Source organism: Leisingera thetidis (genome assembly GCF_025857195.1).
In the GTDB taxonomy this organism is placed as follows: domain Bacteria; phylum Pseudomonadota; class Alphaproteobacteria; order Rhodobacterales; family Rhodobacteraceae; genus Leisingera; species Leisingera thetidis.
In genome coordinates this window covers 2,075,861-2,097,188 of sequence record NZ_CP109787.1, presented here as the reverse complement: position 1 = coordinate 2,097,188, position 21,328 = coordinate 2,075,861, and the positions used below count along the sequence as shown (strand labels likewise).

At 63.7% G+C, this 21,328-nt stretch carries 16 protein-coding genes and 1 tRNA gene; 7 read left to right on the top strand and 10 right to left on the bottom strand.

Annotated features, from left to right (window positions below; translation table 11 throughout):
* Positions 1–2 precede the first annotated feature (2 nt).
* The 4 genes from OKQ63_RS09990 to OKQ63_RS09975 all read right to left on the bottom strand — a co-directional run bounded on the left by OKQ63_RS09990 (position 3) and on the right by OKQ63_RS09975 (position 4,565).
* A complete protein-coding gene (locus OKQ63_RS09990) occupies positions 3–1,250 on the bottom strand; it encodes an Hsp70 family protein (protein WP_264213777.1) in 1,248 nt (415 codons plus the stop codon).
* Positions 1,251–1,573: 323 nt separating this feature from the next.
* The gene (locus tag OKQ63_RS09985; RefSeq protein ID WP_264213776.1) at positions 1,574–2,572 is read right to left on the bottom strand and encodes a BMP family protein; all 999 of its coding nucleotides are present in this window, start codon (positions 2,570–2,572) and stop codon (positions 1,574–1,576) included.
* 201 nt (positions 2,573–2,773) lie between these two features.
* Positions 2,774–4,180 carry a type I glutamate--ammonia ligase gene (gene glnA / locus OKQ63_RS09980; RefSeq protein ID WP_264213775.1) on the bottom strand — a complete coding sequence of 469 codons (1,407 nt, stop codon included), beginning with the start codon at positions 4,178–4,180 and terminating at the stop codon, positions 2,774–2,776.
* Positions 4,181–4,226: 46 nt separating this feature from the next.
* Complete coding sequence (locus OKQ63_RS09975; protein WP_008554830.1) at positions 4,227–4,565, bottom strand: P-II family nitrogen regulator; 339 nt, start codon at positions 4,563–4,565, stop codon at positions 4,227–4,229.
* 171 nt (positions 4,566–4,736) lie between these two features.
* Between OKQ63_RS09975 and OKQ63_RS09970 the strand changes: the two genes are divergently transcribed.
* A complete protein-coding gene (locus tag OKQ63_RS09970) occupies positions 4,737–6,368 on the top strand; it encodes an NAD(P)H-hydrate dehydratase (protein WP_264213774.1) in 1,632 nt (543 codons plus the stop codon).
* A gap of 9 nt (positions 6,369–6,377) precedes the next feature.
* Here the strand turns inward: OKQ63_RS09970 and OKQ63_RS09965 are convergent, their stop codons facing one another.
* Complete coding sequence (locus tag OKQ63_RS09965) at positions 6,378–6,905, bottom strand: Hint domain-containing protein (protein WP_264213773.1); 528 nt, start codon at positions 6,903–6,905, stop codon at positions 6,378–6,380.
* A 222-nt stretch (positions 6,906–7,127) separates the two neighbouring features.
* Between OKQ63_RS09965 and OKQ63_RS09960 the strand changes: the two genes are divergently transcribed.
* A tRNA-Leu gene (locus OKQ63_RS09960) sits at positions 7,128–7,212 on the top strand.
* 634 nt (positions 7,213–7,846) lie between these two features.
* On the opposite strand, the gene OKQ63_RS09955 is transcribed toward OKQ63_RS09960, so the two are convergent.
* A complete protein-coding gene (locus OKQ63_RS09955) occupies positions 7,847–9,238 on the bottom strand; it encodes a trimethylamine methyltransferase family protein (protein ID WP_264213772.1) in 1,392 nt (463 codons plus the stop codon).
* A 261-nt stretch (positions 9,239–9,499) separates the two neighbouring features.
* On the opposite strand from OKQ63_RS09955, the gene OKQ63_RS09950 reads away from it, so the two are divergent.
* Genes OKQ63_RS09950 through OKQ63_RS09935 form a run of 4 tightly spaced genes read left to right on the top strand, consistent with a single transcriptional unit; the run spans position 9,500 to position 13,557 of the window.
* Positions 9,500–10,705, top strand: coding sequence for an aromatic ring-hydroxylating oxygenase subunit alpha (locus OKQ63_RS09950; protein ID WP_264213771.1), 1,206 nt, complete (start codon positions 9,500–9,502; stop codon positions 10,703–10,705).
* A 59-nt stretch (positions 10,706–10,764) separates the two neighbouring features.
* A complete protein-coding gene (locus OKQ63_RS09945) occupies positions 10,765–11,622 on the top strand; it encodes an ABC transporter permease (protein ID WP_264213770.1) in 858 nt (285 codons plus the stop codon).
* A complete protein-coding gene (locus tag OKQ63_RS09940; RefSeq protein ID WP_264213769.1) occupies positions 11,619–12,452 on the top strand; it encodes an ABC transporter permease in 834 nt (277 codons plus the stop codon). The genes OKQ63_RS09945 and OKQ63_RS09940 overlap by 4 nt, the downstream gene beginning before the upstream one ends.
* A 1-nt stretch (position 12,453) precedes the next feature.
* Complete coding sequence (locus OKQ63_RS09935) at positions 12,454–13,557, top strand: ABC transporter ATP-binding protein (RefSeq protein ID WP_264213768.1); 1,104 nt, start codon at positions 12,454–12,456, stop codon at positions 13,555–13,557.
* Between the two features lie 123 nt (positions 13,558–13,680).
* Here the strand turns inward: OKQ63_RS09935 and OKQ63_RS09930 are convergent, their stop codons facing one another.
* Positions 13,681–14,742, bottom strand: coding sequence for an extracellular solute-binding protein (locus OKQ63_RS09930; RefSeq protein ID WP_264213767.1), 1,062 nt, complete (start codon positions 14,740–14,742; stop codon positions 13,681–13,683).
* 167 nt (positions 14,743–14,909) lie between these two features.
* Between OKQ63_RS09930 and OKQ63_RS09925 the strand changes: the two genes are divergently transcribed.
* Positions 14,910–16,949 (top strand): oxidoreductase, encoded by a 2,040-nt coding sequence (locus OKQ63_RS09925; protein WP_264213766.1) that lies wholly within the window; start codon positions 14,910–14,912, stop codon positions 16,947–16,949.
* Positions 16,950–17,178: 229 nt separating this feature from the next.
* On the opposite strand, the gene OKQ63_RS09920 is transcribed toward OKQ63_RS09925, so the two are convergent.
* The 3 genes from OKQ63_RS09920 to OKQ63_RS09910 are packed head-to-tail and all read right to left on the bottom strand — an operon-like array spanning position 17,179 to position 21,326.
* On the bottom strand, positions 17,179–18,549 hold the full coding sequence (locus OKQ63_RS09920) for an aminotransferase (RefSeq protein WP_434086060.1): 1,371 nt from the start codon (positions 18,547–18,549) through the stop codon (positions 17,179–17,181).
* Between the two features lie 27 nt (positions 18,550–18,576).
* Positions 18,577–19,755, bottom strand: coding sequence for an aminomethyl transferase family protein (locus OKQ63_RS09915; protein ID WP_264213764.1), 1,179 nt, complete (start codon positions 19,753–19,755; stop codon positions 18,577–18,579).
* Positions 19,755–21,326, bottom strand: a complete 1,572-nt coding sequence (locus OKQ63_RS09910) for a phytoene desaturase family protein (RefSeq protein WP_264213763.1) — start codon at positions 21,324–21,326, stop codon at positions 19,755–19,757. Before OKQ63_RS09910 ends, OKQ63_RS09915 begins: the two co-directional genes overlap by 1 nt.
* Positions 21,327–21,328 lie beyond the last annotated feature (2 nt).

Genomic DNA, 21,328 nt, shown 5'->3' with positions numbered 1-21,328 from the left:
GCTTATGCAAAGGCCGATCCGGCCGCAAGCGCCAGCCCCTCGGCCACCGCTGTCATGGCATTTCCCGTGTCGACGCGGGCGTTTGGGCAAAGCGCACGCATCTGCGCCTGAACAGCGGCCAGCAGCGAAGAGCCGCCGACCAGTACGATCCGGCCGACGCTGCCCGCAGCGATATCCGCCTGCATCAGTGTTTCCGCAGCGCAGGTCCGGATTGCCGCGGTCTGCTCTGCCAGCGCCAGCGTCATGTCCGCAGCAGGCAAAGGCACCGACAGGCCGCGCTGCAGAAGCTTCAGGTCAATTGCCGCGCCGCCGCCCTCGTTGTTGGCGCGGATCTTGCCGCGTTCGACCGCAAAGGCCAGTTCGTGCCCCAGCTCATCCTCCAGCACCGAAACCAGGCGGGCCAGTTTCTCCGGTTCCGCCGCATTGGCGGCAAGGTCCTGCGCCGCCCGGCGGCTTTCCGGGCTGTAGAGGAAGGGGATCATCTGCCAGGTGGCCAGATCGTTGAACAGCCGGTTCGGTGCGGGCAGGGAACTGCCGCCAAAGGTGTCGAGGATCCGGCTGCCGCGGCCCAGGAGCGGCATCACGTGGCGGATGCTCAGCTGCCGGTCGAAATCGGTGCCGCCCAGCCGTACCCCGTGCGAGGCGAGGATCCGGGTAGCGCCGCTTGCGTCCTGTTCAAAGGCGGTGAAGTCCGAGGTGCCGCCGCCGATGTCGACGATCAGCCCCAGACCCGGCGACGGGGCGGCGGCGCGCAGGGCGGCTTCGGGCTCATACATGAACAGCACGTCTTCGAACCCTGCTTCCAGATAGCAGGCGCGCAGATCCTTTTCTGCCTGCGCATTGCGGTCCGCGTCCTTGGAATGGAACCGCACCGGCCGGCCGGACAGCGCATGGGTGAACTGCATATGCGTGGCTTCCTCGGCGCGCCGTTTCATTTCTGCCAGGAAGCGGGCGATGACGGCGGCAAAGCTGATCCGCTCACCGCCCAGCCGCCGTTCCTCATGCAGCAGCGAGGTCCCGAGCAGGCTTTTCAGCGCCCGCATGAACCGGCCTTCCTCGCCGCCGGTCAGGGCGCGGGCCGCACTGTGGCCGATCCGCATGTTCCGGGTGCCCTCCTCAAAGAACACAGCGGTGGGCAGGGTCTGTTCGCCCGGCTCCATCTCCACCAGCCACGGACGGCCGGCCACCGCGATTCCGGCTGCCGAGTTGGAGGTGCCGAAATCGATGCCGAGGGTGTGGGGGACCGTCATGGAAAGGCTCCTGTGCTGCAGGTCGGCGGGCCTGACTACAGGCGGCGGCGCCGCGCGGCAAGAGGGCAGCAGCGCGGTTTCGCCTGCGCCCGTCTTCGGCTCGGCAGATGGCGGGCGGGCGGTACACCCGTGTCTCTGACTTTCCCGCAAGCGGTGGGAAGACCGCCCGCAAGCCGGGCACACCCAAACCGCTGCTTCTGGCTGTCCCGGTGCGAGGCAAGGCATTGCCAAGGCAGCCGGAACCTGGTGCGGGGCACAGCCGCGCAACAGACCGGAGCGCCCGCAATCACGCAGGCGCTCCGGAGGCTCGGGCCTCAACCGGCTTAGTAGGTGAGTTCGGGGCCGTCGTATTCGGTGGAGACCTCGATTTCGCCGCTGATGATCTTCTGGCGCAGCTCATCGACCTTGGCGCGCACGTCTTCCGGCACTTCCGGCGACAGGGCCAGCGATACGGCCTCCGGGTTGGACAGGCCGATCTTCACGATCCTGCCGCCTTCCCAATCGCCCTCGGCCAGGTCCCGCGCGGCCTCCAGCCCGGCAATGCTCACATTGGCGATGGCCGAGGCGACGAAGACATCGGGGTGGTCCGGATACCAGTCGCGCACATTGCCGATCTGATGCACGCCGTGTTCGCGCATCGCATCGATGGCGCCGGTGCGGCCTGCGTTCAGCATGGTAAAGATGATGTCGGCGCCCTTTTCGATCTCATCCGACGCCACCCGGTAGGACAGCTCGTTGTCGTCCTGATCGCCGGCAAAGGTGGTGAGGAAGGTGGCATCCGGGTTGGTGTGCATCAGCCCGTGGTAAAACCCGGCGCGTCCTTTCAGGCCCGGCGTAACCCGGATGCCCGAGATATGGCCAACGGTGCCGGTCTTGGTCATCAGCCCGGCGGCAGCGCCGGCCAGCCAGGCGCTTTCTTCCTGCAGCACCTCGTAGCTGGACAGGTTGGGGCCGGTGACGGCGCCCTGGACCACCACGAATTTCACATCCGGAAATTCCGCCGCCACGGTCTCGGCGGCCTGGTTGTTCTGGCCGCCGTGGGCAATGACCAGATCCGGCTTTTGCTCCGCCAGCTCGCGCAGGGCGCCGGCCAGCAGTTCGGGATCCGGCTTGATGCCGTCGATATAGCTGATCTCGGCACCCAGCTCGTCACGGATCGCGGTGAGCCCGTTGTAGCCGGCTTCCATGAAGCCCTTGTCGTCGATCTGCCCGGCCAGCAGCATCGACACCGTCAGCTTGCTGTCGTCTGCCAGTGCCGCCAGCGGTGCCCCGGCCAGCAGACCGGCTGCCATCAAGGTCCTGGTAAAAGTCCTTCTGCGCATCGGTTCATCCTTTGATCCCTGGTTTTGCGGTCAAAGGGTTGCATGGAAGTTGCTGAACGCCTTGCGCGGTTTTCCTGAAGCAGTTTCAAATAAAAGTTGACGCGGCGTAAAGCGGCGCGGTGCCGGCAGCCGGTTCCGCCGTGACCAAAAACAAGAAAAGGCGCCCGGTCCGGGGCGCCTTTTCCGTGTGTTTCGTGTCGCTTAGCAGCTGTAGTACATGCCGAACTCGACCGGGTGCGGGGTGTGCTCGTATTTGTGCACCTCTTCCATCTTCAGCTCGATGTAGCCGTCGATCTGGTCTTTGGTGAACACGTCGCCCTGCAGCAGGAAGTCGTGGTCGGCGGCCAGCGCGTCAACAGCTTCGCGCAAGCTGCCGCAGACGGTGGGGATGCCTTCCAGCTCTTCGGCCGGCAGATCGTACAGGTTCTTGTCCATGGCTTCGCCCGGATCGATCTTGTTCTTGATGCCGTCCAGGCCGGCCATCAGCAGCGCGGCAAAGCACAGGTAGGGGTTTGCCGCCGGATCGGGGAAGCGGGCCTCGACGCGCTTGGCTTTCGGGCTTTCGGTCCACGGGATCCGCACGCAGCCGGAGCGGTTGCGGGCCGAATAGGCGCGCAGAACCGGGGCCTCGAAGCCGGGGATCAGGCGCTTGTAGGAGTTGGTGGACGGGTTGGTGAAGGCGTTCAGGGTCTTGGCGTGCTTCAGGATGCCGCCGATGAAATACAGCGCTTCCTGGCTGAGGTCGGCGTATTTGTCGCCTGCGAACAGCGGCTTGCCGTCCTTCCAGATCGACATGTTGACGTGCATGCCGGAGCCGTTGTCGCCATAGATCGGCTTCGGCATGAAGGTCGCCGACTTGCCATAGGCGTGGGCCACGTTGTGGATCACGTATTTGTACTTCTGCAGCTCGTCGGCCTGTTTGGTCAGGGTGCCGAAGATCAGGCCCAGCTCGTGCTGGCAGGACGCAACCTCGTGGTGGTGCTTGTCCACTTTCATGCCCAGACGCTTCATGGTCGACAGCATCTCGGAGCGCAGGTCCTGGGCTTCGTCGGTCGGGTTCACTGGGAAGTAGCCGCCCTTCAGGCCCGGGCGGTGGCCCATGTTGCCCATTTCGAACTCGGCGTCGGTGTTCCAGGAGCCGTCGGTTGCGTCAACCTCGTAGGACACCTTGTTGATGGTGTTGGAGTAGCGCACGTCGTCGAACAGGAAGAATTCCGCTTCCGGGCCCATATAGGCCACGTCGCCGATGCCGGAGGACTTGAGGTAGGCTTCGGCCTTCTGGGCGGTGCCGCGCGGGTCGCGTTCATAGGCTTCGCCGGTGTCGGGCTCGACGATCGAGCAGTGCAGGCACAGCGTTTTTTCCGCATAGAACGGATCGATATAGGCGGACTCGGTGTCGGCCACCAGTTTCATGTCCGAGTTTTCGATCGATTTCCAGCCGGCAATTGACGAGCCGTCGAACATGAAGCCTTCTTCCAGAAAGTCTTCGTCAACCAGATCCACGTCCACGGTCACGTGCTGCAGGCGCCCGCGCACATCGGTGAAGCGGATGTCGACATAGGCGACGTCCTCGTCCTTGAGTGTCTTGAGAACTGCGTCTACGCTCATTCCCTCGGTCCTTTTTGTAGAGATGTAAGGCTATTCGTTGGTGATTTTACAGTGCGTCCGGGCCGGTCTCGCCGGTACGGATGCGGATCGCTTGCTCGACGGGCGAGACAAAGATCTTGCCGTCGCCGATCTTGTCGGTCTTGGCAGCGTCGACAATGGCCTCGATCGCCTGGTCGACCTGATCGTCGTCCAGCACAACTTCGACTTTCACCTTGGGCAGGAAGTCGACCACATATTCGGCGCCGCGGTAGAGTTCGGTGTGGCCCTTCTGACGGCCAAAGCCCTTGACCTCGATGACAGAAAGACCCTGGACGCCGACGTCCTGCAACGCTTCCTTCACCTCATCCAGTTTAAAAGGCTTGATGATGGCTTCGATCTTTTTCATCGGCATGGCTCCTCGCAAGCTTGTTGGGGGTGTCATTTCACTTCTAAATGAAGGCAGCAATGCGTGCCTGCGCGGCTGCGGCAATTGCGGGCAGAATTTGATCGTTGCTGCCTAAAAATTAGGCACTGCGCCCGGAAAATGCGCAGAATTGAATCGGGGAAGGACAAAAAGATGACCGTACTGCTGACCGCGGCCCAGATGCGGGCCATCGAGCAGGCCGCCATCGAGGCCGGCGAGGTGACCGGGCTGGAGCTGATGGAACGGGCCGGGCAGGGGGTGGTCGAGGCCATTTTCGAGGAATGGCCGGAGCTGGCAGAAGAGCGAGGGGCCGGCCCCTCGCGCTCCCCGGAGTATTTGGGCAAAGAAGAAGGGGCGCGCCGGGCGGTGGTTCTGTGCGGGCCGGGCAACAACGGCGGCGACGGCTTTGTGGTCGCGCGGCTGTTGAAGGAGCGCGGCTGGGAGGTGGATGTGTTCCTTTACGGCGATCCGGGCAAGCTGCCGCCGGATGCGAAGGTGAATTATGAGCGGTGGCGGGAGATCGGAGGTGTCAGTGAATGGGATGATAAAGGTATCCGGGATGCTTACGAAGGAGATGAAGTAAGCCAGTTTCTCGTGATTGACGCCTTGTTCGGAACCGGGTTGACGCGGAAAATGCCCGATGACACGGATGAAGCTTGGAATGGCTTTATGCCAACCCCACTGATTGTGGATGCCCATGAACCCGGCGAAGACCGTTTCGTGGCAATTGACTTTCCCAGCGGTATTTGCAGCGACAGCGGGCGAGACTTTGGCGCGCTTCCAACCCATCTAACCGTTACTTTTCATAGTGCCAAAATTGGCCATCATATGAGCCAGGATTGCGGTAATTACGGTGGGTCGAAGGGCTGCGGGAAGCTCAAAGTTATGCCACTAGGGTTGCCCCAAGTTTCCCCCAAAGGCTGCGTCGAGTTGCTTGACCGTCGAAAAGGCAATCTGCAAAAGAGATATACAGGCCACAAGTATTCCCACGGCCACGCCCTCATCCTCTCCGGCGGGGCGGGCAAAACCGGTGCCGCCCGGCTTGCCGCCCGCGGCGCGCTGCGGATTGGCGCCGGGCTGGTCACCGTCGGCTCGCCGCGCTCGGCGATGTTTGAGAACGCCGCCAACCTGACCGCCATCATGCTGCGGCAGATCGATGGCGCGCACGGGCTGGCGGAACTGCTGGAGGACGACCGGCTCAGCGCAATCTGCCTTGGCCCCGGCATGGGCCGCGGTGCGGATACCCAGGCGATGGTCTTTGCCGCGCTGAAAGAAAAGCGGGCAACGGTGCTGGATGCCGATGCGCTCACGCGGTTTGAGCTGAAGCCCGAGGCGCTGTTTGAGGCGCTGCACGAGAACTGCGTGCTGACTCCGCATGGCGGCGAATTCGCCAAGCTGTTTCCGGATTTGGCGGAGAAGCTCAACGCGCCCGCGGCCACCGGCTCCGCCTTTTCCAAGGTGGACGCCACCCGCGAGGCGGCCAAACGCGCGGGCTGCGTGGTATTGTTCAAGGGGCCGGATACGGTGATCGCCGCGCCGGACGGGCGCTGCTCGGTCAACTCGGCCCATTACGAGCGCTCCGCCCCCTGGCTGGCGACCGCCGGATCGGGTGATGTGCTGGCGGGCTTCATCACCGGGCTGATGGCGCGCGGGTTTTCCCCGATGCAGGCGGCGGAAACCGCTGCCTACATCCACGTGGAATGCGCATTGGAGTTCGGCCCCGGCCTGATTGCCGAGGACCTGCCGGAGCAGATCCCTGCCGTGTTCCGCAGGCTGGGACTGTAAAGGCTGGTCTCAGGCTGCCGGGCGCAAGTCTTCGTCCGGCGCAGCGGCTGCGGCCAGTTCCATGCCGCCGGCATAGATCACATGCGGGCGGGAGAATTCCAGGATGGTCAAATCCATCATCTGCAGCCCCAGGTCGCGGATGAATTCGCCATCCACCAGCTCATAGGCCGGCACCACGGCCTGCGGCTGGCCGAACATCGCCTTGGCCCGCCAGTCGCGGACCAGGATCCGCTGGTCCCAGGGAACAGTCAGGTCGCTGTCCGCCCGGGTGCCGCCAAGGGAGCCTGCACGGAAGCTGACTGCCTGCAGCATCGCCCGCCGGGACCTCACTGCCTCGATCCGGGCCATGCCCTGGGTGCGGGTGATGATGCTGTCACCTGCTGCCAGCGCCTGCGCCGCGCGCGCGCCCTCGCGGGTCAGCACCATGGTACCGCGCAAAAGACTGATGTTCTGGCTGCCCTGGTACAGCCGCCGGGGCTGTGCCTGGCCGCGCATTGCCAATTGCGCGCGCAGGGCCGCATTGCCAAACGGTTTCATATTGTTACTCGCTCTGTCTGCCTCAGACTTTTTTTGCGAGACTACGCCGGAACCGGATTCCAGGCCCAGCTTTTTTGCGCGGAAACCCGCTTATTGTTGCAAGTTCGGGGAGGGATTGTTGCCGTTTTGCACATCAGCGCCAGGGGAGCGATTTCCACTCGCATCCCTCGCAAAGCTTTGCTATTGAGCGCGGCACGCGAGGGCTGCGCCCTGGCGGGCCGTGCGGGTGTGGCGGAATTGGTAGACGCACCAGATTTAGGTTCTGGCGCCGCAAGGCGTGGGGGTTCAAGTCCCTTCACCCGCACCACTTTGATTTTAAAGAGAAATTCGTCTTGATGTTGGGCGGCGTTTCGCCCTTGGCCCTGAGTGTTTTACACTCTGAATCCTGTTTATTGTTCTGTTCCGGCGCAGCCGGGCTGTCCTTGAAAGCTGTTTTTGTCTGGCTTGCTGTCGGTACGTCTTCACCATTTTCAGCGATTTATGGCCCGTCACGGACTGAATTTCCGTGTCAGAGCAACCGGCCTCTGCCGTCGCTTTCGCGGCGGTGCAGCGCCAGCGCTGGATAACAAAGTCCTCCGCTTCGATCTTCCTGCGGACCTTGGCCTCAAGGCTCTGCACGCGCCTATGGCTGATGTGCTGCGGCAGTTCTTTGCCAGGATGCGCTGCCCGGTTCCAATGCAGAGGTCACAAATCGCGCGCTGAATCGTCAGTCCGTGCTGTTCGCAGTCATTCGTCCGGCCTGCTTATGCCGCAGCGCGGCCTTCGCCTTCCTGCCATTTGTGTGCCCTGCGGCATTTGCTAGTGCCAGCTGACCACGGTGCGGGACCAGCTGAACCATCGCTGCAAGCCAAAACCTCGATGCGGAAACGGCTGGCTTAGGCATAAGGGGCAGGAAGCCGGCTTTTATGACCTGCCCAGGGACGCCAAAGCTGCGTCCGTGGCTAGACCGCGAGATCGCGGTACTTGTTTGAAATCGCGGATATGGCTGCTTGAGTTTCCGGCGGAAGTTCAGGCTGCTCCAGCTCTGCCAGCATCTGCTTGAGGTCGTCGTCAATACGCTCCAGCAGGTCCTGATCCGCAAGCCCGGCGTTGCTGAGCGGGATGTTCGGGCCGAAATAGCGGGAATTCCAGACCTGCGTCCGGCAGTTGTCGACGGTGTGCTGATGGGCGAGGAAATTGCCGGTGGGGCCGACCTCGCGGATCAGGTCGACAGCCATTTGATCGGCCGAGATTTCCAGCCCCTGCCACATCTTGCGCAGCAGGTCGGCAAGGTCGTCGCACAGCAGCAGCGCATGCGGCGAGTAGGTCAGGCCCTGATCGAGTGAGCCCATGTAATCGATCGTGGCGGGGCGGTTGTAGAACATCTGGGTCATGTTTGAGGAGATTTCCCATACTGCATCTTGATTGAAGCGGCGGGCGACCGAACAGCCGCCGATGCCGGTCAGCGAGGGGAAACCCAGCGAGCGGCGCACCTGGCACATCGCCATGTCGGCGACCGAGGTCTGCGAGAAGCTGCCGATGGCACCGGTTGCCGGTTCCATGAAATTCACATCGGAGCAGCCGACGCAGAAACTGCCTTCGGCGGCCAGTTGGCCCAGCACGATGGCCGCGAAGTCCGTCATCAGCGCGTGTGTGATGCAGCCGGCCAGAGTGATGGGGGAGGACGCGCCGCCGATGGGCAGGGTGCCGACGCCAGCCGGGATGCCGGCACGGGCGGCGGTGATGATCTGTTCGGAGTGACTCCGCGCCAGGCTGACTGGCAGCGGCGTGATCAGATGCAGGAAGTAGGGCTTTTCCCTGAGTGCTTCCGGCGATCCGCGCAGGGCGGTGGCCATGCAGATCACCGCCTCCAGCGATGAGGGGTGCTCGCAGAGGTATTCCAGCGCCTTGATGGTATTTTCCATCATACAGGCGAATTCATCGATTTCGCCGAACTGGTTCGACTCCGCGACGTTCTTCACGGCGATGCAGACACCGTCGACATTCGGCAGCTTGTCCGCGATCCGGGTGATCAGGGCGAGGTCTTCCCGGGTGGACGGGCGCGGCTCGCCGGTGTCCTCGTCATAGACGGCGATGCAGGTCATGCCGGGCATGAACCAGGTATGGCTGCAGTCGATCGAAATGGGGTTTTCGCCGTTGCGGTCCCAGAGTTCGGTCTTGCGGGCCGCGGTGTCCAGCGCGCGGCGGGTCACGGATTCCGGAATTGTCACGATTCCATCGTCCGACTGGGTGCAGCCGGCGTTGTGCAGCAGGCTGTCGGCCTCGCCGCCCGGCTCGAACACCACGCCGGAGGTGGCCAGCAGTTCAATCGCGGTGTCCACGATCTTGTCCACCTGTGCCTGCGTCAGCGGCGTGTAAGCTGGCGTGGCCAGGGAGTGCGGGCCCTTGCTGGCGGGAATATCAGCTGAAAGGGGAGATCTTCTGCGGCTTCCGGCGCGGCGCATTGCTTCCATCCTGTGAGTTTGAGTGATCGCTCAAACGTGGCGCGGAAATCCGGGTTTGTCCAGCCGCCAGAGGGCGCCCGGATGAAATATTTTATTTGAGCGCTTAAATAAAAAATGCTATTGATTCCCGTCAGAGGGAAGGAGACCCGTATGAAGGACGAAGTGCTGATTCAGTCTGATCCCAGAGCCGGCCGTACCGGATTGCCCGCCTGGAGCTACTTCAATCCGGAACTGCTGGAGGAAGAGAAGGAGCATCTGTTCCGCCGGCATTGGCAGCTTGTGTGCCATGTGAATGACGTGCCGGAACCCGGCGACTACATCACCGCGGAATTCGTGGGCGAGCGGGCGCTGGTTGTGCGCGGCAAGGACGGCACTGTCCGCGCCTTTCACAACCTGTGCCGCCACCGCGGCAGCCGCGTGCTGGCCGAGGAAAAGGGGCAGTGCAAAAATGCGATCATCTGCCCGTTCCACGGCTGGGTCTACGATCTGGACGGCACACTGCGGGGCGCTGCCCGGCCCGAGACGCTGCCGGATCTGGACCCGGTGGAATGGGGCTTGAAGCCGGTGGAAATGGACATCTGGCAGGGGTTTGTCTTTGTCCGCTTCAAGCCCGGGCCGCAGCCCCCGGTCTCGGAGATCATGGCGCGTTTCGACGAAGAGACCGCGCCCTACGGCCTGGAGGCGATGCTGCCGGACGGGGCCGGTATCGGCTTGAGCGAAATCGGGGCGAACTGGAAATGCGTGCGCGACGTCGACAATGAGGGCTACCATGTGCCGCTGGCGCATCCCGGCCTGCACGACCTGTTCGGCGGCAACTACGCCGATGAATCCTTCAGCGAGGGTGTCGCGCGCTCCTACGGGGGCTTCCGCGGCGGTGACGGGCGCCTTTGGAGTGTGCAAAGGTACAAGTCGCTGCTGCCCCAGGCGGACATGCCCGACGGGGTTGCCGGGACGGCATGGATCTATCTCGCGCTGTTCCCGAACCTGGTGTTCGGGATCTACCCGGACTCGGTCATCTTCTACCATGAGTTCCCGGTCGAAAACGGCCGCACCATCCAGCGCAGCGCCTGCTACAAGCGGCCCGGGGAGGACCGCCTGATGCGCGCCGCGCGCTATCTCAGCGGGCGCATCGACCGGATCACCTCGAAAGAGGACGAGCAGTTGATCGAGTGGTGCTGGGAGGCGGCGTTCTCCAGTGCTTATGATGGGGTGATCCTTTCCGATCTGGAGAACGGCGTGCGCAGCTATCACGATGAATTGCGCAAGATCTTTCCGGTCCTCGACCATGACGAGCCGGAACCCGGGCAGCTTAGGGCCCGCAACGCGGAACTGCTTGCGCAGCTCGGCAAGACCTGAATGGAGGGCGCCGCCAATGCATTGGCGGCGCCCTATTAACGGGGCAGGAGGACCCAGGAATGTTAACAGGAGAGAGGCGCCAAGGCCTCGCATTGATCAGCCCGACATTGCTCTATTCGCTGCTGATGCTGGCCGCACCTCTGATTATGGTGCTGACGTTCAGCTTCTGGACCCAGAACTACCTGGAGCTCGACACCACTCTCACGCTGGATAACTACCGGGAGGCGTGGAGCAAGCCGATCTACAGCACCTTGATTTTCCGTTCGCTGAAGATATCGCTGATTGTCACGCTGGTGACCGTGGTTCTGGCCTTTCCAATTGCCTACTACCTGTCCTTTCACGTCAAGCGGCGCAAAGCGCTCTGGCTGTTCCTGATCACGGTTCCGTTCTGGACCAGCTATCTGCTGCGCGTGTTTCTTTGGAAGGTGATCCTGGGCTACAACGGTGTGCTTAACACCGCGCTGAAGGGGCTGGGCATCATCGAGGAGCCGCTGACCTTCCTGCTGTACAACGCCAATGCCGTAGTGCTGACCCTGGCCCACGCCTGGGCGCCGTTTGCAATCCTGCCGATCTTCGTGGCCCTGGAAAAAATCGACCGCTCTCTGCTTGAGGCGGCCGAGGATCTGGGCGACGGCCCGGTGCGGCGGTTCTTCCGGATCACTCTGCCGCTGGCAATGCCGGGCGTTGTTGCCTCTACCCTGATCGTATTGATCCCGACCGTTGGCGATTTCATCACCCCCAAGCTGGTCGGCGGCACCGACGGGCTGATGATCGCGAACATGATCCAGATCCAGTTCGGCAAGGCGAACAACGCGCCACTGGGCGCTGCGCTGGCCCTGTCCTCAATGCTGATCGTGGCGAGCATCAGCGCGGTGATCTTCCTGCTTGGCAAACGGTTTGGAGGCAAAGTCCAATGACGTCCGCACTGAAGTCTCTTCCGTCCAAATGGCTGGCCGTCTACGCCGTTGCCTACATGGTGTTTCTCTATGCGCCTGTAGTGCTGCTGCCGGTGTTCGCATTGAATGATGCCAAGGTCATCGCGTTTCCGCTGACCGGGTTTACGGCCAAATGGTTCGGCGTGCTGTGGCAGACCGAAGCGTTGCATGGCGCAGTGCGGAATTCGCTCGCCGTGGGCCTCTCGTCGGCGGTGCTGAGCACCGTGCTGGGCGCCTGTGCCGCACGGGCCGCCGCCCGCTACCGGTTTCCGCTCAAGCGCGGCATCATGAGCTTCATCATGCTGCCGCTGGTGCTGCCGGAAATCATCGTTGCGGTGGCGCTTCTGGTTCTCCTGATGCAGCTGGGCATGCCGCTGTCGCTTGTGACCGTGGTCCTGGGCCATGTGCTTATCTGCACGCCCTTTTCCATTGCAATCCTGAGCTCGGCCTTCCAGGGGCTGGACCAAAGCCTTGAGGAAGCCTCCTTCGATCTGGGCGAAACCCGCTGGGGCACATTCCGGCGCGTGATCCTTCCATTGGTAATGCCGGGGGTGGTGTCCAGCCTGCTGATCACCTTCACCATTTCGCTGGATGAGTTCATCATTGCGTTCTTCCTGACCGGGACCGAGGTCACCCTGCCGGTCTACATCTGGAGCCAGCTGCGCTTCCCTGGAAAGCTGCCGTCGGTGATGGCGCTGGGGACGATCCTGCTGGCCCTGTCCGTCCTGCTCCTGATCCTGGCCGAGTGGTTCCGCCGCCGGTCCGCCAGAAAACAGGGTATCGAAGCTTCAGCCACCGGAGGACTTGTCTGACATGACGACCCCGCTCCCTAAGCCTATCATCGATCTGACAGGCATCACCAAGTCATTCGGAACCTTTCAGGCTTTGAAAGGCATCGACGCAACCATCAACGAGGGTGAGTTCTTCTCTCTGCTGGGACCCTCGGGATGCGGCAAGACCACCCTGCTGCGGATGATTGCCGGGTTTGAGACGCCGTCAAGCGGCACCATTATGATCGGCGGCAGGAACATGGCGGGGGTGCCGGCCAACCGGCGCCCGACCAATATGGTGTTCCAGTCTTATGCCATCTTCCCGCATCTGAGTGTGGCGGAGAATGTCGGCTACGGCCTCAAGGCCCGCAAGATGCCAAAGGCAGAGATTGCCCGCGAGGTGGAGCGGGCGTTGAATATGGTGGACCTGGGCGGGCTGGGCGCCCGTGCTGCGCATGAACTGTCAGGCGGCCAGCGCCAGCGGGTTGCGTTGGCCCGGGCGCTGGTCATGAAGCCAAAGGTGGTGCTGCTGGACGAGCCGCTGTCGGCGCTGGACAAAAAACTGCGCGATCAGATGCAGATCGAGCTGCGCCAACTGCAGCAGAAGCTTGGCATCACCTTCATCCTGGTGACCCACGATCAGGAGGAGGCACTGACAATGTCCGACCGGATTGCGGTGATGTTCGAAGGCCGGATCGCCCAGCTGGCCACTCCGGAAGAGCTGTACCGCCGCCCTGTCGACCGGCGGGTCGCTTCCTTCATTGGGGTCATGAATTTCCTCGATGCCCGCGCCACCGGCCCGATCAACGGCCATCTGGCGCTTGATATTCCTGCGCTCGGCAGCATCGCTCTGCCATCGGCGCAGATCCCCGAGGGGCTGGATCCGGGACGGCTGAATTCAATCGGCATCCGTCCGGAGATGCTGACCATTCTGTTCGACGGCAATGAGCAGGCCGAACAGGTGGCCAGGGGAGAAGTGACCGGCACCGCCTATTACGGCGACATGACCTATTACAGCGTGCGCCTGCCCGGCCATGCCGAGGATGTGACCATCTCGATGCGCAACACCGCCGGCCGGTCCATTGTGCCTGCGGGCAGCACGGTCCCGGTCGGCTGGGGCGCGGAATCGATCGTGCTGTTCCAGTAGGGCAGGGCCCGTGCCGCCGCCGCGGCCGGGCAAATCCGGGCAGGCAGGAAGCAGCCGGAAAAAAGAGACGCCCCGCCGAACTGGCGGGGCGTTTTTCCACTTGCCGGCCGCGTGATGCCGGGATCAGAAGCCAGCTTTGATCAGCTCGAATTCGGCGATCATTTTCTCGCGCAATTCGGACGGCACCGGCGCTTGCCACAGGGTCTTGGTCTTCAGGTCTTCGCTGACCTCAAGCCCCATTGCCGTCAGGTCTTCGGCGTTCATTTCCGCCATCGCCTTGGCATTGCTGTGGCCATAGCCCCAGTTGGACACGAGGTAGTTTGCCGTCTTCGGCTCCAGCCAGGCGTTGATGAAGTCATAGAACTTGTCCTCGGACCCCGGCGCATCGGCTAGCCTCGCATAGCCGCAGACCCAGCTTGACGCGCCTTCATCGGTGTCGCGCTTGATCTCGATCGGGTGGCCTTCGAAGTGCATGGTTGAATAGGTTTCGTTCCAGGCCCAGGCCAGGTAGACCTCGCCGCTTTGCATCAGCTGCGCCAGCGAGGCGCCGTCGGACCAGTAGGTGCGCACGTTCTGATGGACGGTGCGCAGGAAATCCGAGGCCGCCTGGAACTGCTCATCGGTGGCATTGGTCCAGTCGTTGACGCCCGTGGCCAGGAACGCCAGCGCATAGGCGTCGTCGACGTTGTCTCCGATCGAGATACGGCCCTGGTGCTTGGGATCAGCGAAAGCCTGCAAGGAGGTTACGTCCGCGTCGCCCAGATGATCGCTGTGATAGGTGACCGCCGTGTTGCCCCAGTCTGCCGGGATGAAGTAGCTCTGTCCGTCCTTGGTGTAGGCCTTGATGTCGCGGAAGCTGGATTCAAGCTCATCCCAGCGTTCGATCCTGGATGTGTCCAGAGGCGCGAGCAGCCCCGCTTCGATCCATTTCGGCACGGATTGCGAACACGGATGCACTGCGTCGGCGCGGAACCCGGAGCGCAGTTTCTGAAAGGCTTCCTCCTCGTCTCCGAAGAAGGCGAAGGTCGGGCTGTCGCCGTGCTCGTCGATATAGGCGGCGAAGAATTCCGGGTCCTCGTAGCCGGCCCAGTCGAACACCGTCAGTTCCGCATCGGCGGCCAGGCCAGACCCTGCCTGAAGCGACAGAACCATGCCAACCGCAGTGGCTGTTTTCAAAATTTCCATGAAAGTCTCCCTGTTGCCGCGGCCCTGTTTTGCTGCCTTTTGCCTCTCGAGCACTGGCTTGGCCGTGATAGGGAAAAGGTTAGGAGGGAAACCGGCTTGACACAAGAATTATTTGAGCGCTCAATCAAACTGTGAAGCGAAACCTGCCTATCGAAGGGTCAAGACCGATGCGCGATCCCCGCCATGACATCCTGTTCCAGCCGCTGAGAATCGGGCCGGTGGAAACCAGGAACCGGTTTTACCAGGTGCCGCATTGCGCCGGCATGGGCTGGCGGCGGCCGCGAACGGCGGCGGCGATGCGCGGGATGAAGGCGGAAGGCGGCTGGGGGGTGGTGAACACCGAGTTCTGTTCGATCCACCCGACCTCGGACAATGACTATTACCCCTATGCGGCGCTGTGGGACGAGGATGACATCCGCGCCAACCGGCTGATGACCGATGCGGTGCATGAGCATGGCGCGCTGGCCGGGGTGGAGCTGTGGATCGGCGGCGGCATGGTGACCAATTTCGGCACCCGGCTGGCGCCGCTGGGCCTGCGCAACCGGCCGCAGACGGATTCCACAGTGCTGCACCCGGGGCAGGCCAGAAAGATCGGCCGCGAGGACATCCGCAACATCCGCAAATGGCACCGCGACGCCGCGCTGCGGGCGGTCGAGGCCGGGTTCGACATCGTCTATGTCTATGCCACCCACGGCTACCTGCTGTCAGAGTTCCTCGACCCGGTAAACAACACCCGCAGCGATGAATACGGCGGCAGCCTGGAAAACCGGGTGCGGCTGGTGCGGGAGCTGATCGAGGAAACCAAGGACGCCGTCGGCCACAAATGCGCCGTCGCCACCCGCTTCAGCGTCGGGCTGGGGGATGCGGAAAGCTATGACGCCTTTGCGATGCTGGCGGATCTGCCGGACCTGTGGGATCTGGTGGTGCCGGATTATGGCGTCGAGATGGGCGCGAGCCGGTTTGTGAAAGAGGCTTCTTTTACCGGCAGTATCGCGCAGGCAAAATTGCTGACCTCGAAACCGGTGGTGGCGGTGGGGCGGTACACCTCGCCCGACACCATGGCGCAGGTGATCCGCCAGGGCGGGCAGGACCTGATCGGCGCGGCGCGGCCGTCGATTGCCGATCCGTTCCTGCCGAAGAAAATCGAAGAGGGGCGCAGCGAGGACATCCGCGAATGCATCGGCTGCAACATCTGCTATGCGCATGACTCGCTGGGGGTGCCGCTGCGCTGCACCCAGAACCCGACCATGGGCGAGGAATGGCGGCAGGGCTGGCATCCCGAGAAAACCGGACGCAGCGAGGCGCCCGAGAAGGTGCTGGTGGTTGGCGCGGGGCCTGCCGGGCTGGAGGCCGCCCGGGTGCTGGGCGAACGCGGCCATTCGGTGCTGCTGGCCGAGGCGCGCCGTGTCCTTGGCGGCCGCGTCACCCGCGAATCCCGTCTGCCGGGGATGATGGAATGGGCCCGCGTGCGCGACTGGCGGGTCGGGCAGATCGAAAATCTGCCCAACGTGGAGGTCTACCTGGAAAGCCCGCTGGAGGCAGCGGATGTGCTGGATCTGGGTGTCTCGCATGTGATTGCCGCCACCGGGGCGGTCTGGGCAGCTGACACCATCGGGCGGCACTCCGATACCGGGCTGGAAGAAGAGGTGCCCGGCATGATCGTCCCGGCGGAGACCGTGCTGAACGGCGAGGCGCTCAATGCGGAACATGTGGTGATCTACGATGACGACCACTATTACCTCGGCTCTGTCCTGGCGCTGCAGCTGCGCAAGGAGGGGCACCGGGTCACTTTGGTGACACCGGCAGGCCGCCCCTGCGACTGGGGCCAGTGGACCACAGAGGTCTACCAGTCCAATGCCGCGCTGATCGAGGCAGGCGTTGCCGTGGTGCCCAACCGGATGCTGGTGGCCGCGCAGAAGGGAGAAGCGGTGCTGTCCTGCATGTTCTCAGGTGCGCGCAGCACCCTGGCCTGCGACGCCATCATCCCGCTCACCCGCCGTCTGCCGGTTCTGGGGTTGTACGACGGGTTGAAGGCAATGGGGAACGGGCTGCAGGAGGCCGGAATCAAATCTGTGACCCGGATCGGCGATGCCGAGGCCCCGCATATCATCGCTGCCGCCGTGCACAGCGGCTACCGCGCCGCGATGGACCTGGGGCAGGAGGTTGATCTGGCCGGGAAGTACGGGCGCCGCGAGCATACTGTGTAAGGGGGCAGCCCTCAAAAGACACCGGTTTCGCGGCAGCAGCCGCGGAACGGCGCCGTGTCCAATGCCAGAAGGGAGAGGAGTGGCGCCCCGCTTGTCCTGCGGTGTGCGAGGGCGGCCGCATGCCGGCGCCTGGGCAGCGCCAGGAACAAAAAGGGCGGGCGCCGGGACCACCGTTTGCGCCCGCCAGTCCGGGATAGGGTGACAGGAGCCTGTGCCACCCGCTCCAGCCTCAGGCTGCCAGCTGCGCCTCGACCTGCTGGATGGCACGCTCCAGGATGTCGAACATCTCGTCGATCTGGTCCAGGGTGATGATCAGCGGCGGCGAGAACACAGCCATGTTGATCAGCGGGCGCACGATCAGGCCCCTCTCTTCGCAGGCGGCATCGATCATCGAACCCAGCCTGCGTTCGGCCTCCAGGTCCTCGGCCTGGCACTCGATGCAGCCCAGCAGCCCCGCGCCGCGGGCGTCGCCGACGATGCCGAATTTCATCAGATCGCGCAGGCGGGCCTGGAAATGCGGGGTAACGGCGCGCACGTGTCCCAGAATATCTTCGCGTTCGATGATCTCGATGTTCTTCAGCGCCGCGGCGCAGGAGACCGGATGCCCCGAATAGGTATACCCGTTGGTGAAGGTGGAGGGGGTGCCCAGGCTGCTCATCCGCTCCATCACCTGGTCGGAGATGATGCATGCGCCAAGCGGCAGGTAGCCGGAAGTCAGCCCCTTGGCGCAGGTGATCATGTCGGGCTGGATGCCAAAGACCTCCTCGGACGCGAACCAGTGGCCAAGGCGGCCGAAGCCGGTCACCACTTCGTCGGAAATGTAGAGGATGTCATTGGCGCGGCACAGCTTCCAGGTGCGCTTGTGGTAGCCGGGCGCAGGCACGATGACGCCGCCGGAGGACAGGACCGGCTCGGCGATGAAGGCGCCGATGCTGTCCGCGCCGATCTCCGCGATGGCGTTCTCCAGATCCGCGACCTTGGCATCGCACCAGTCCCCGACGCTCATGCCGGCGGGGCGGCGGTAGGGGTTCACGTCGGGCAGGAAATGCACCAGCCGGGTTTCGAAATCGAACTGGCTCCTGTCGCGTTCCTTGCCGGTCACCGAATGGGCCAGATAGGTGGAGCCGTGGTAGCCCTTCTCGCGGGCGATGATCGTCTTCTTCTGCGGCTTGCCGCGGCGGTTGTTCAAGTACTGCATGGTGCGCAGTGCGGTATCCACCGCGGTCGAGCCGCCGGTGGTGAAGAAGACATTGTTCAAATCACCCGGCGCCATGTCCGCAAGCTTGCGGGCCAGCACCGCCGAGGGCTCTGTGGTGTTGGTGAAGGGGGAGGTATAGGGCAGCTTCATCACCTGCGCGGCGATGGCGTCGGCCATCTCCTGGCGGCCATAGCCGATCTGGGTGCACCACATGCCGCCCGGGCCGTCGATATAGCGCTTGCCGGCACCGTCCCACAGATGGATGCCGTCGGCGGTCTCCACCAGCATGTTGTCATAGCCGCGCCAGTCATCCATCGCCATCCAGGGATGCAGCTGGTGGGTGCGGTCCCATTCATGCAGCTTTTCCGGGCTGGGTTCGTTTGCGAACGTGTTCGGTTTCATCTTGGTCATGGAAGCACCTGATCCGGTTCAGAACGGGCGCGGCGGGGTCGCCCGCGCGCGGCTGTTGATGAAGAAGGGCTTGTCCTCAATGGTGACCGGCACCAGCCGCTTGTTCCATTGGCCTTCCTCGTTGACATAGATTTCGGCCCACAGGTCATCGGTGATGCCTTCGCCGAAGGGCGCCTTGAACTCGGCCAGCGCGATGTTGCGCTTGGTGGTGGGGGACCAGACGCCCGAGGTCACATGCCCCACCTCCTTCTTCTTCTTGTGGTAGATCAGCGCACCGTCTGCCGGTTTGAAACCGCCGATCTCGATCTTGCGCAGGTGGTACCGAAGGCCGTTCTTCTGCTGATCCAGCAGCGCGCGGCGGCCGTTGAAGTGGCCCTTGGTGAAATCCACCATCCTGCCGAACCCCAGTTCCAGCGGGCTGCGGCCGCGGCCCAGCCGCATGGCCCTGTGCACCGGCTGGAAGTCGAAGCCCGCGGCGATGAACCCGGCCTCGATCCGGCAGATGTTGAGCGCATCGAAGCCGATCGCCTTCAGGCCCCAGTGGCCGCCCTTGGCCCACAGCCGGTCCCACAGCTCCAGCGCCTTGCCGTTCGGTACCCAGAGTTCATAGCCGAGGTCGCCGGTGAAGCCGGTGCGGGAAATCCAGAGGTCAGGCTCGATACCGCGCCAGTCAAAAGGCTTCATATTGGCCACGGCGCCCAGGCCGGCGTCCTGCAGCAGCGAGAACGAGGTCGGTCCCTGCAGCGACAGGGCTGCGATCTCATGGCTCTCGTCAGTGATCACGGCGTCAAAGCCCCAGGCGGTATCAAGCAGCCACGTGTACATCGGCTCCTGGCAGCACAGGCGGAAGTCCGTTTCCGAAAACCGGAACAGGGTGCCGTCGTCGATCACCATGCCCTCTTCGTCGCACCACAGGACATAGCCGACCCGCCCGTCGCGCAGCTTGGCGGCGTCGCGGGTCACTAGCCGGTTCACCACCCGCAGCGCATCCGGCCCGGTGATGCGGTATTTGTGCATCGGCGAGATATCGAACAGGGTGGTCTGATTGCGGATGGCGAAATATTCGAACTCCACCGTGTCCAGCATCGCGGGTGACACATAGCCCGCCCAGTTGGTCCAGCTCTTGGCGGTGCCGTGCGTGTCCAGCCGTGGCTGGAACGGGGTTTCGATCAGGCCGATGGGCACATGTTTGGTCATCAGATCACCCCGTCTTTCAGAAGCTGCAAGGCGCTGTTGCGGCCGGCCAGCCCGGTCACATCGCCGCCCGGATGGGCGCCCGCGCCGCAGAGGTAATAGCCCTCTGGGCCAAAACGGTAATGCGCCATGCCGTTGGCGGGCCGCACCGTCAGGATCTGGTCGATGCCCATCTCCGCATGGTGCCAATGGCCGCCCGGCGCGCCCGTCCGGGCCTCGATGCAGGCGGGGCTGAGCACCTGACGATCCGTGACCAGCGCGCTGATCCCGGGGGCGTAGCTCTCCAGCGTTTCGAGCGTGATGGCTGCAAGTTCTTCGCGAGCCGCCTCATCCCAGCCGCCCTCCAGCGCATAGGGGACGGAACTGACGACGGCCGACAGCACATGCTGCCCGCCGCGGGCTAGCGCCGGATCGGTCAGGCTCGGGATGACGGCCTCGATCACCGGGTTTCCGGGTATTTCCCCGTATTTTGCCGGGTTGAATGCGCGTTCCACATAGGTTGCACCGGGTGCGATCAGCAGCCGGCCCGCCATCAGATCGCGGCTGAGGCCGGTGAACGCGGGCGCAGTGCTCAGAACCAGGTTCACCTTGGCGGCGGCGCCCTTGCAACGCTGGTTGCGCATCCGCCGCACCATTTCCACGTCGTAATGCCCGGCGCCTGCCAGATTCATTGCGGGCAGCGGGCCGGTGTTGCTCAGAACCGTTCGGGCGGACAGCCCGGTGCCGTCCTCCAGCACCACACCCGCCGCGCGGTCGTTTTCCACCCGCACCCGGGCCACGCCGGTGCCGGTGCGGATTTCGGCGCCGGCGGCGCGGGCCGCGGCCTCGAACGCTGCGGCAACTGCGCCCATGCCGCCCATCGGCAATTGCGCGCCGCCGCCCTGGCCCAGACGGTACATCAGGGTAAACACTGTTCCGGGCGAACGCGGCCCGGCATGGGCGCCGCGCACCGCATCCGCTGCCAGCGCACCGGCCAGCGGGCCGTCCTCAAGATCGTCCAGGATCAGGTCATAGGCATTGGACAGCAGCACGCGGAGAAACTCGCGCATGTCCTTCTTGCCCATCCGTTTCAGGTCCAGCCCCAGTTTGGCCAGCCCGGCAAGCTCCGTCAGCGTGTGCAGGCTGGCCAGGCCGCCCTCCAGCGAGGGCGGGGACTTGGTCGAAAGCTGCCCCAGCAGCCCGGCAAACAGCGTCAGGCGGCGCATCAGATCGGCAAAGGGCGCGGCCTCCGGGTGGGGCCGTCCGTCCGCCAGTTCTGCCTTGCCATTGCGGATAACCGCATGGTTTCCGTCCGCCGACAGCGAAACCGCCGACAGGTCCCGCACCTCCAGCGGCGCGCGGGCAGAGCCAAGGCCCAATTCCTTCTTCACCTTGGGGTGCAGGTTGTAGAGCAGATGCGCGATTTCCGGCGCCTGTATTCCGTTCGCAAGCGTGGTGTTGCGGGCCATGCCCCCTGTGGTTGCGTTCTTCTCGATCACGCAGACGGATTTGCCCTTGCGGGCCAATGTCGCCGCGGCGGCAAGCCCGTTGTGGCCGGCGCCGATAACAATTGCGTCGTAGGTTGGTGTGGTCATCT

Bases quoted from the DNA above. Each gene is read 5' to 3' on its own strand.
- OKQ63_RS09990 (WP_264213777.1), bottom strand. From the start codon at position 1,250: ATGACGGTCCCCCACACCCTCGGCATCGATTTCGGCACCTCCAACTCG.
- OKQ63_RS09985 (WP_264213776.1), bottom strand. From the start codon at position 2,572: ATGCGCAGAAGGACTTTTACCAGGACCTTGATGGCAGCCGGTCTGCTG.
- glnA (WP_264213775.1), bottom strand. From the start codon at position 4,180: ATGAGCGTAGACGCAGTTCTCAAGACACTCAAGGACGAGGACGTCGCC.
- OKQ63_RS09975 (WP_008554830.1), bottom strand. From the start codon at position 4,565: ATGAAAAAGATCGAAGCCATCATCAAGCCTTTTAAACTGGATGAGGTG.
- OKQ63_RS09970 (WP_264213774.1), top strand. From the start codon at position 4,737: ATGACCGTACTGCTGACCGCGGCCCAGATGCGGGCCATCGAGCAGGCC.
- OKQ63_RS09965 (WP_264213773.1), bottom strand. From the start codon at position 6,905: ATGAAACCGTTTGGCAATGCGGCCCTGCGCGCGCAATTGGCAATGCGC.
- OKQ63_RS09950 (WP_264213771.1), top strand. From the start codon at position 9,500: ATGAAGGACGAAGTGCTGATTCAGTCTGATCCCAGAGCCGGCCGTACC.
- OKQ63_RS09945 (WP_264213770.1), top strand. From the start codon at position 10,765: ATGTTAACAGGAGAGAGGCGCCAAGGCCTCGCATTGATCAGCCCGACA.
- OKQ63_RS09940 (WP_264213769.1), top strand. From the start codon at position 11,619: ATGACGTCCGCACTGAAGTCTCTTCCGTCCAAATGGCTGGCCGTCTAC.
- OKQ63_RS09935 (WP_264213768.1), top strand. From the start codon at position 12,454: ATGACGACCCCGCTCCCTAAGCCTATCATCGATCTGACAGGCATCACC.
- OKQ63_RS09930 (WP_264213767.1), bottom strand. From the start codon at position 14,742: ATGGAAATTTTGAAAACAGCCACTGCGGTTGGCATGGTTCTGTCGCTT.
- OKQ63_RS09925 (WP_264213766.1), top strand. From the start codon at position 14,910: ATGCGCGATCCCCGCCATGACATCCTGTTCCAGCCGCTGAGAATCGGG.
- OKQ63_RS09920 (WP_434086060.1), bottom strand. From the start codon at position 18,549: ATGAAACCGAACACGTTCGCAAACGAACCCAGCCCGGAAAAGCTGCAT.
- OKQ63_RS09915 (WP_264213764.1), bottom strand. From the start codon at position 19,755: ATGACCAAACATGTGCCCATCGGCCTGATCGAAACCCCGTTCCAGCCA.
- OKQ63_RS09910 (WP_264213763.1), bottom strand. From the start codon at position 21,326: ATGACCACACCAACCTACGACGCAATTGTTATCGGCGCCGGCCACAAC.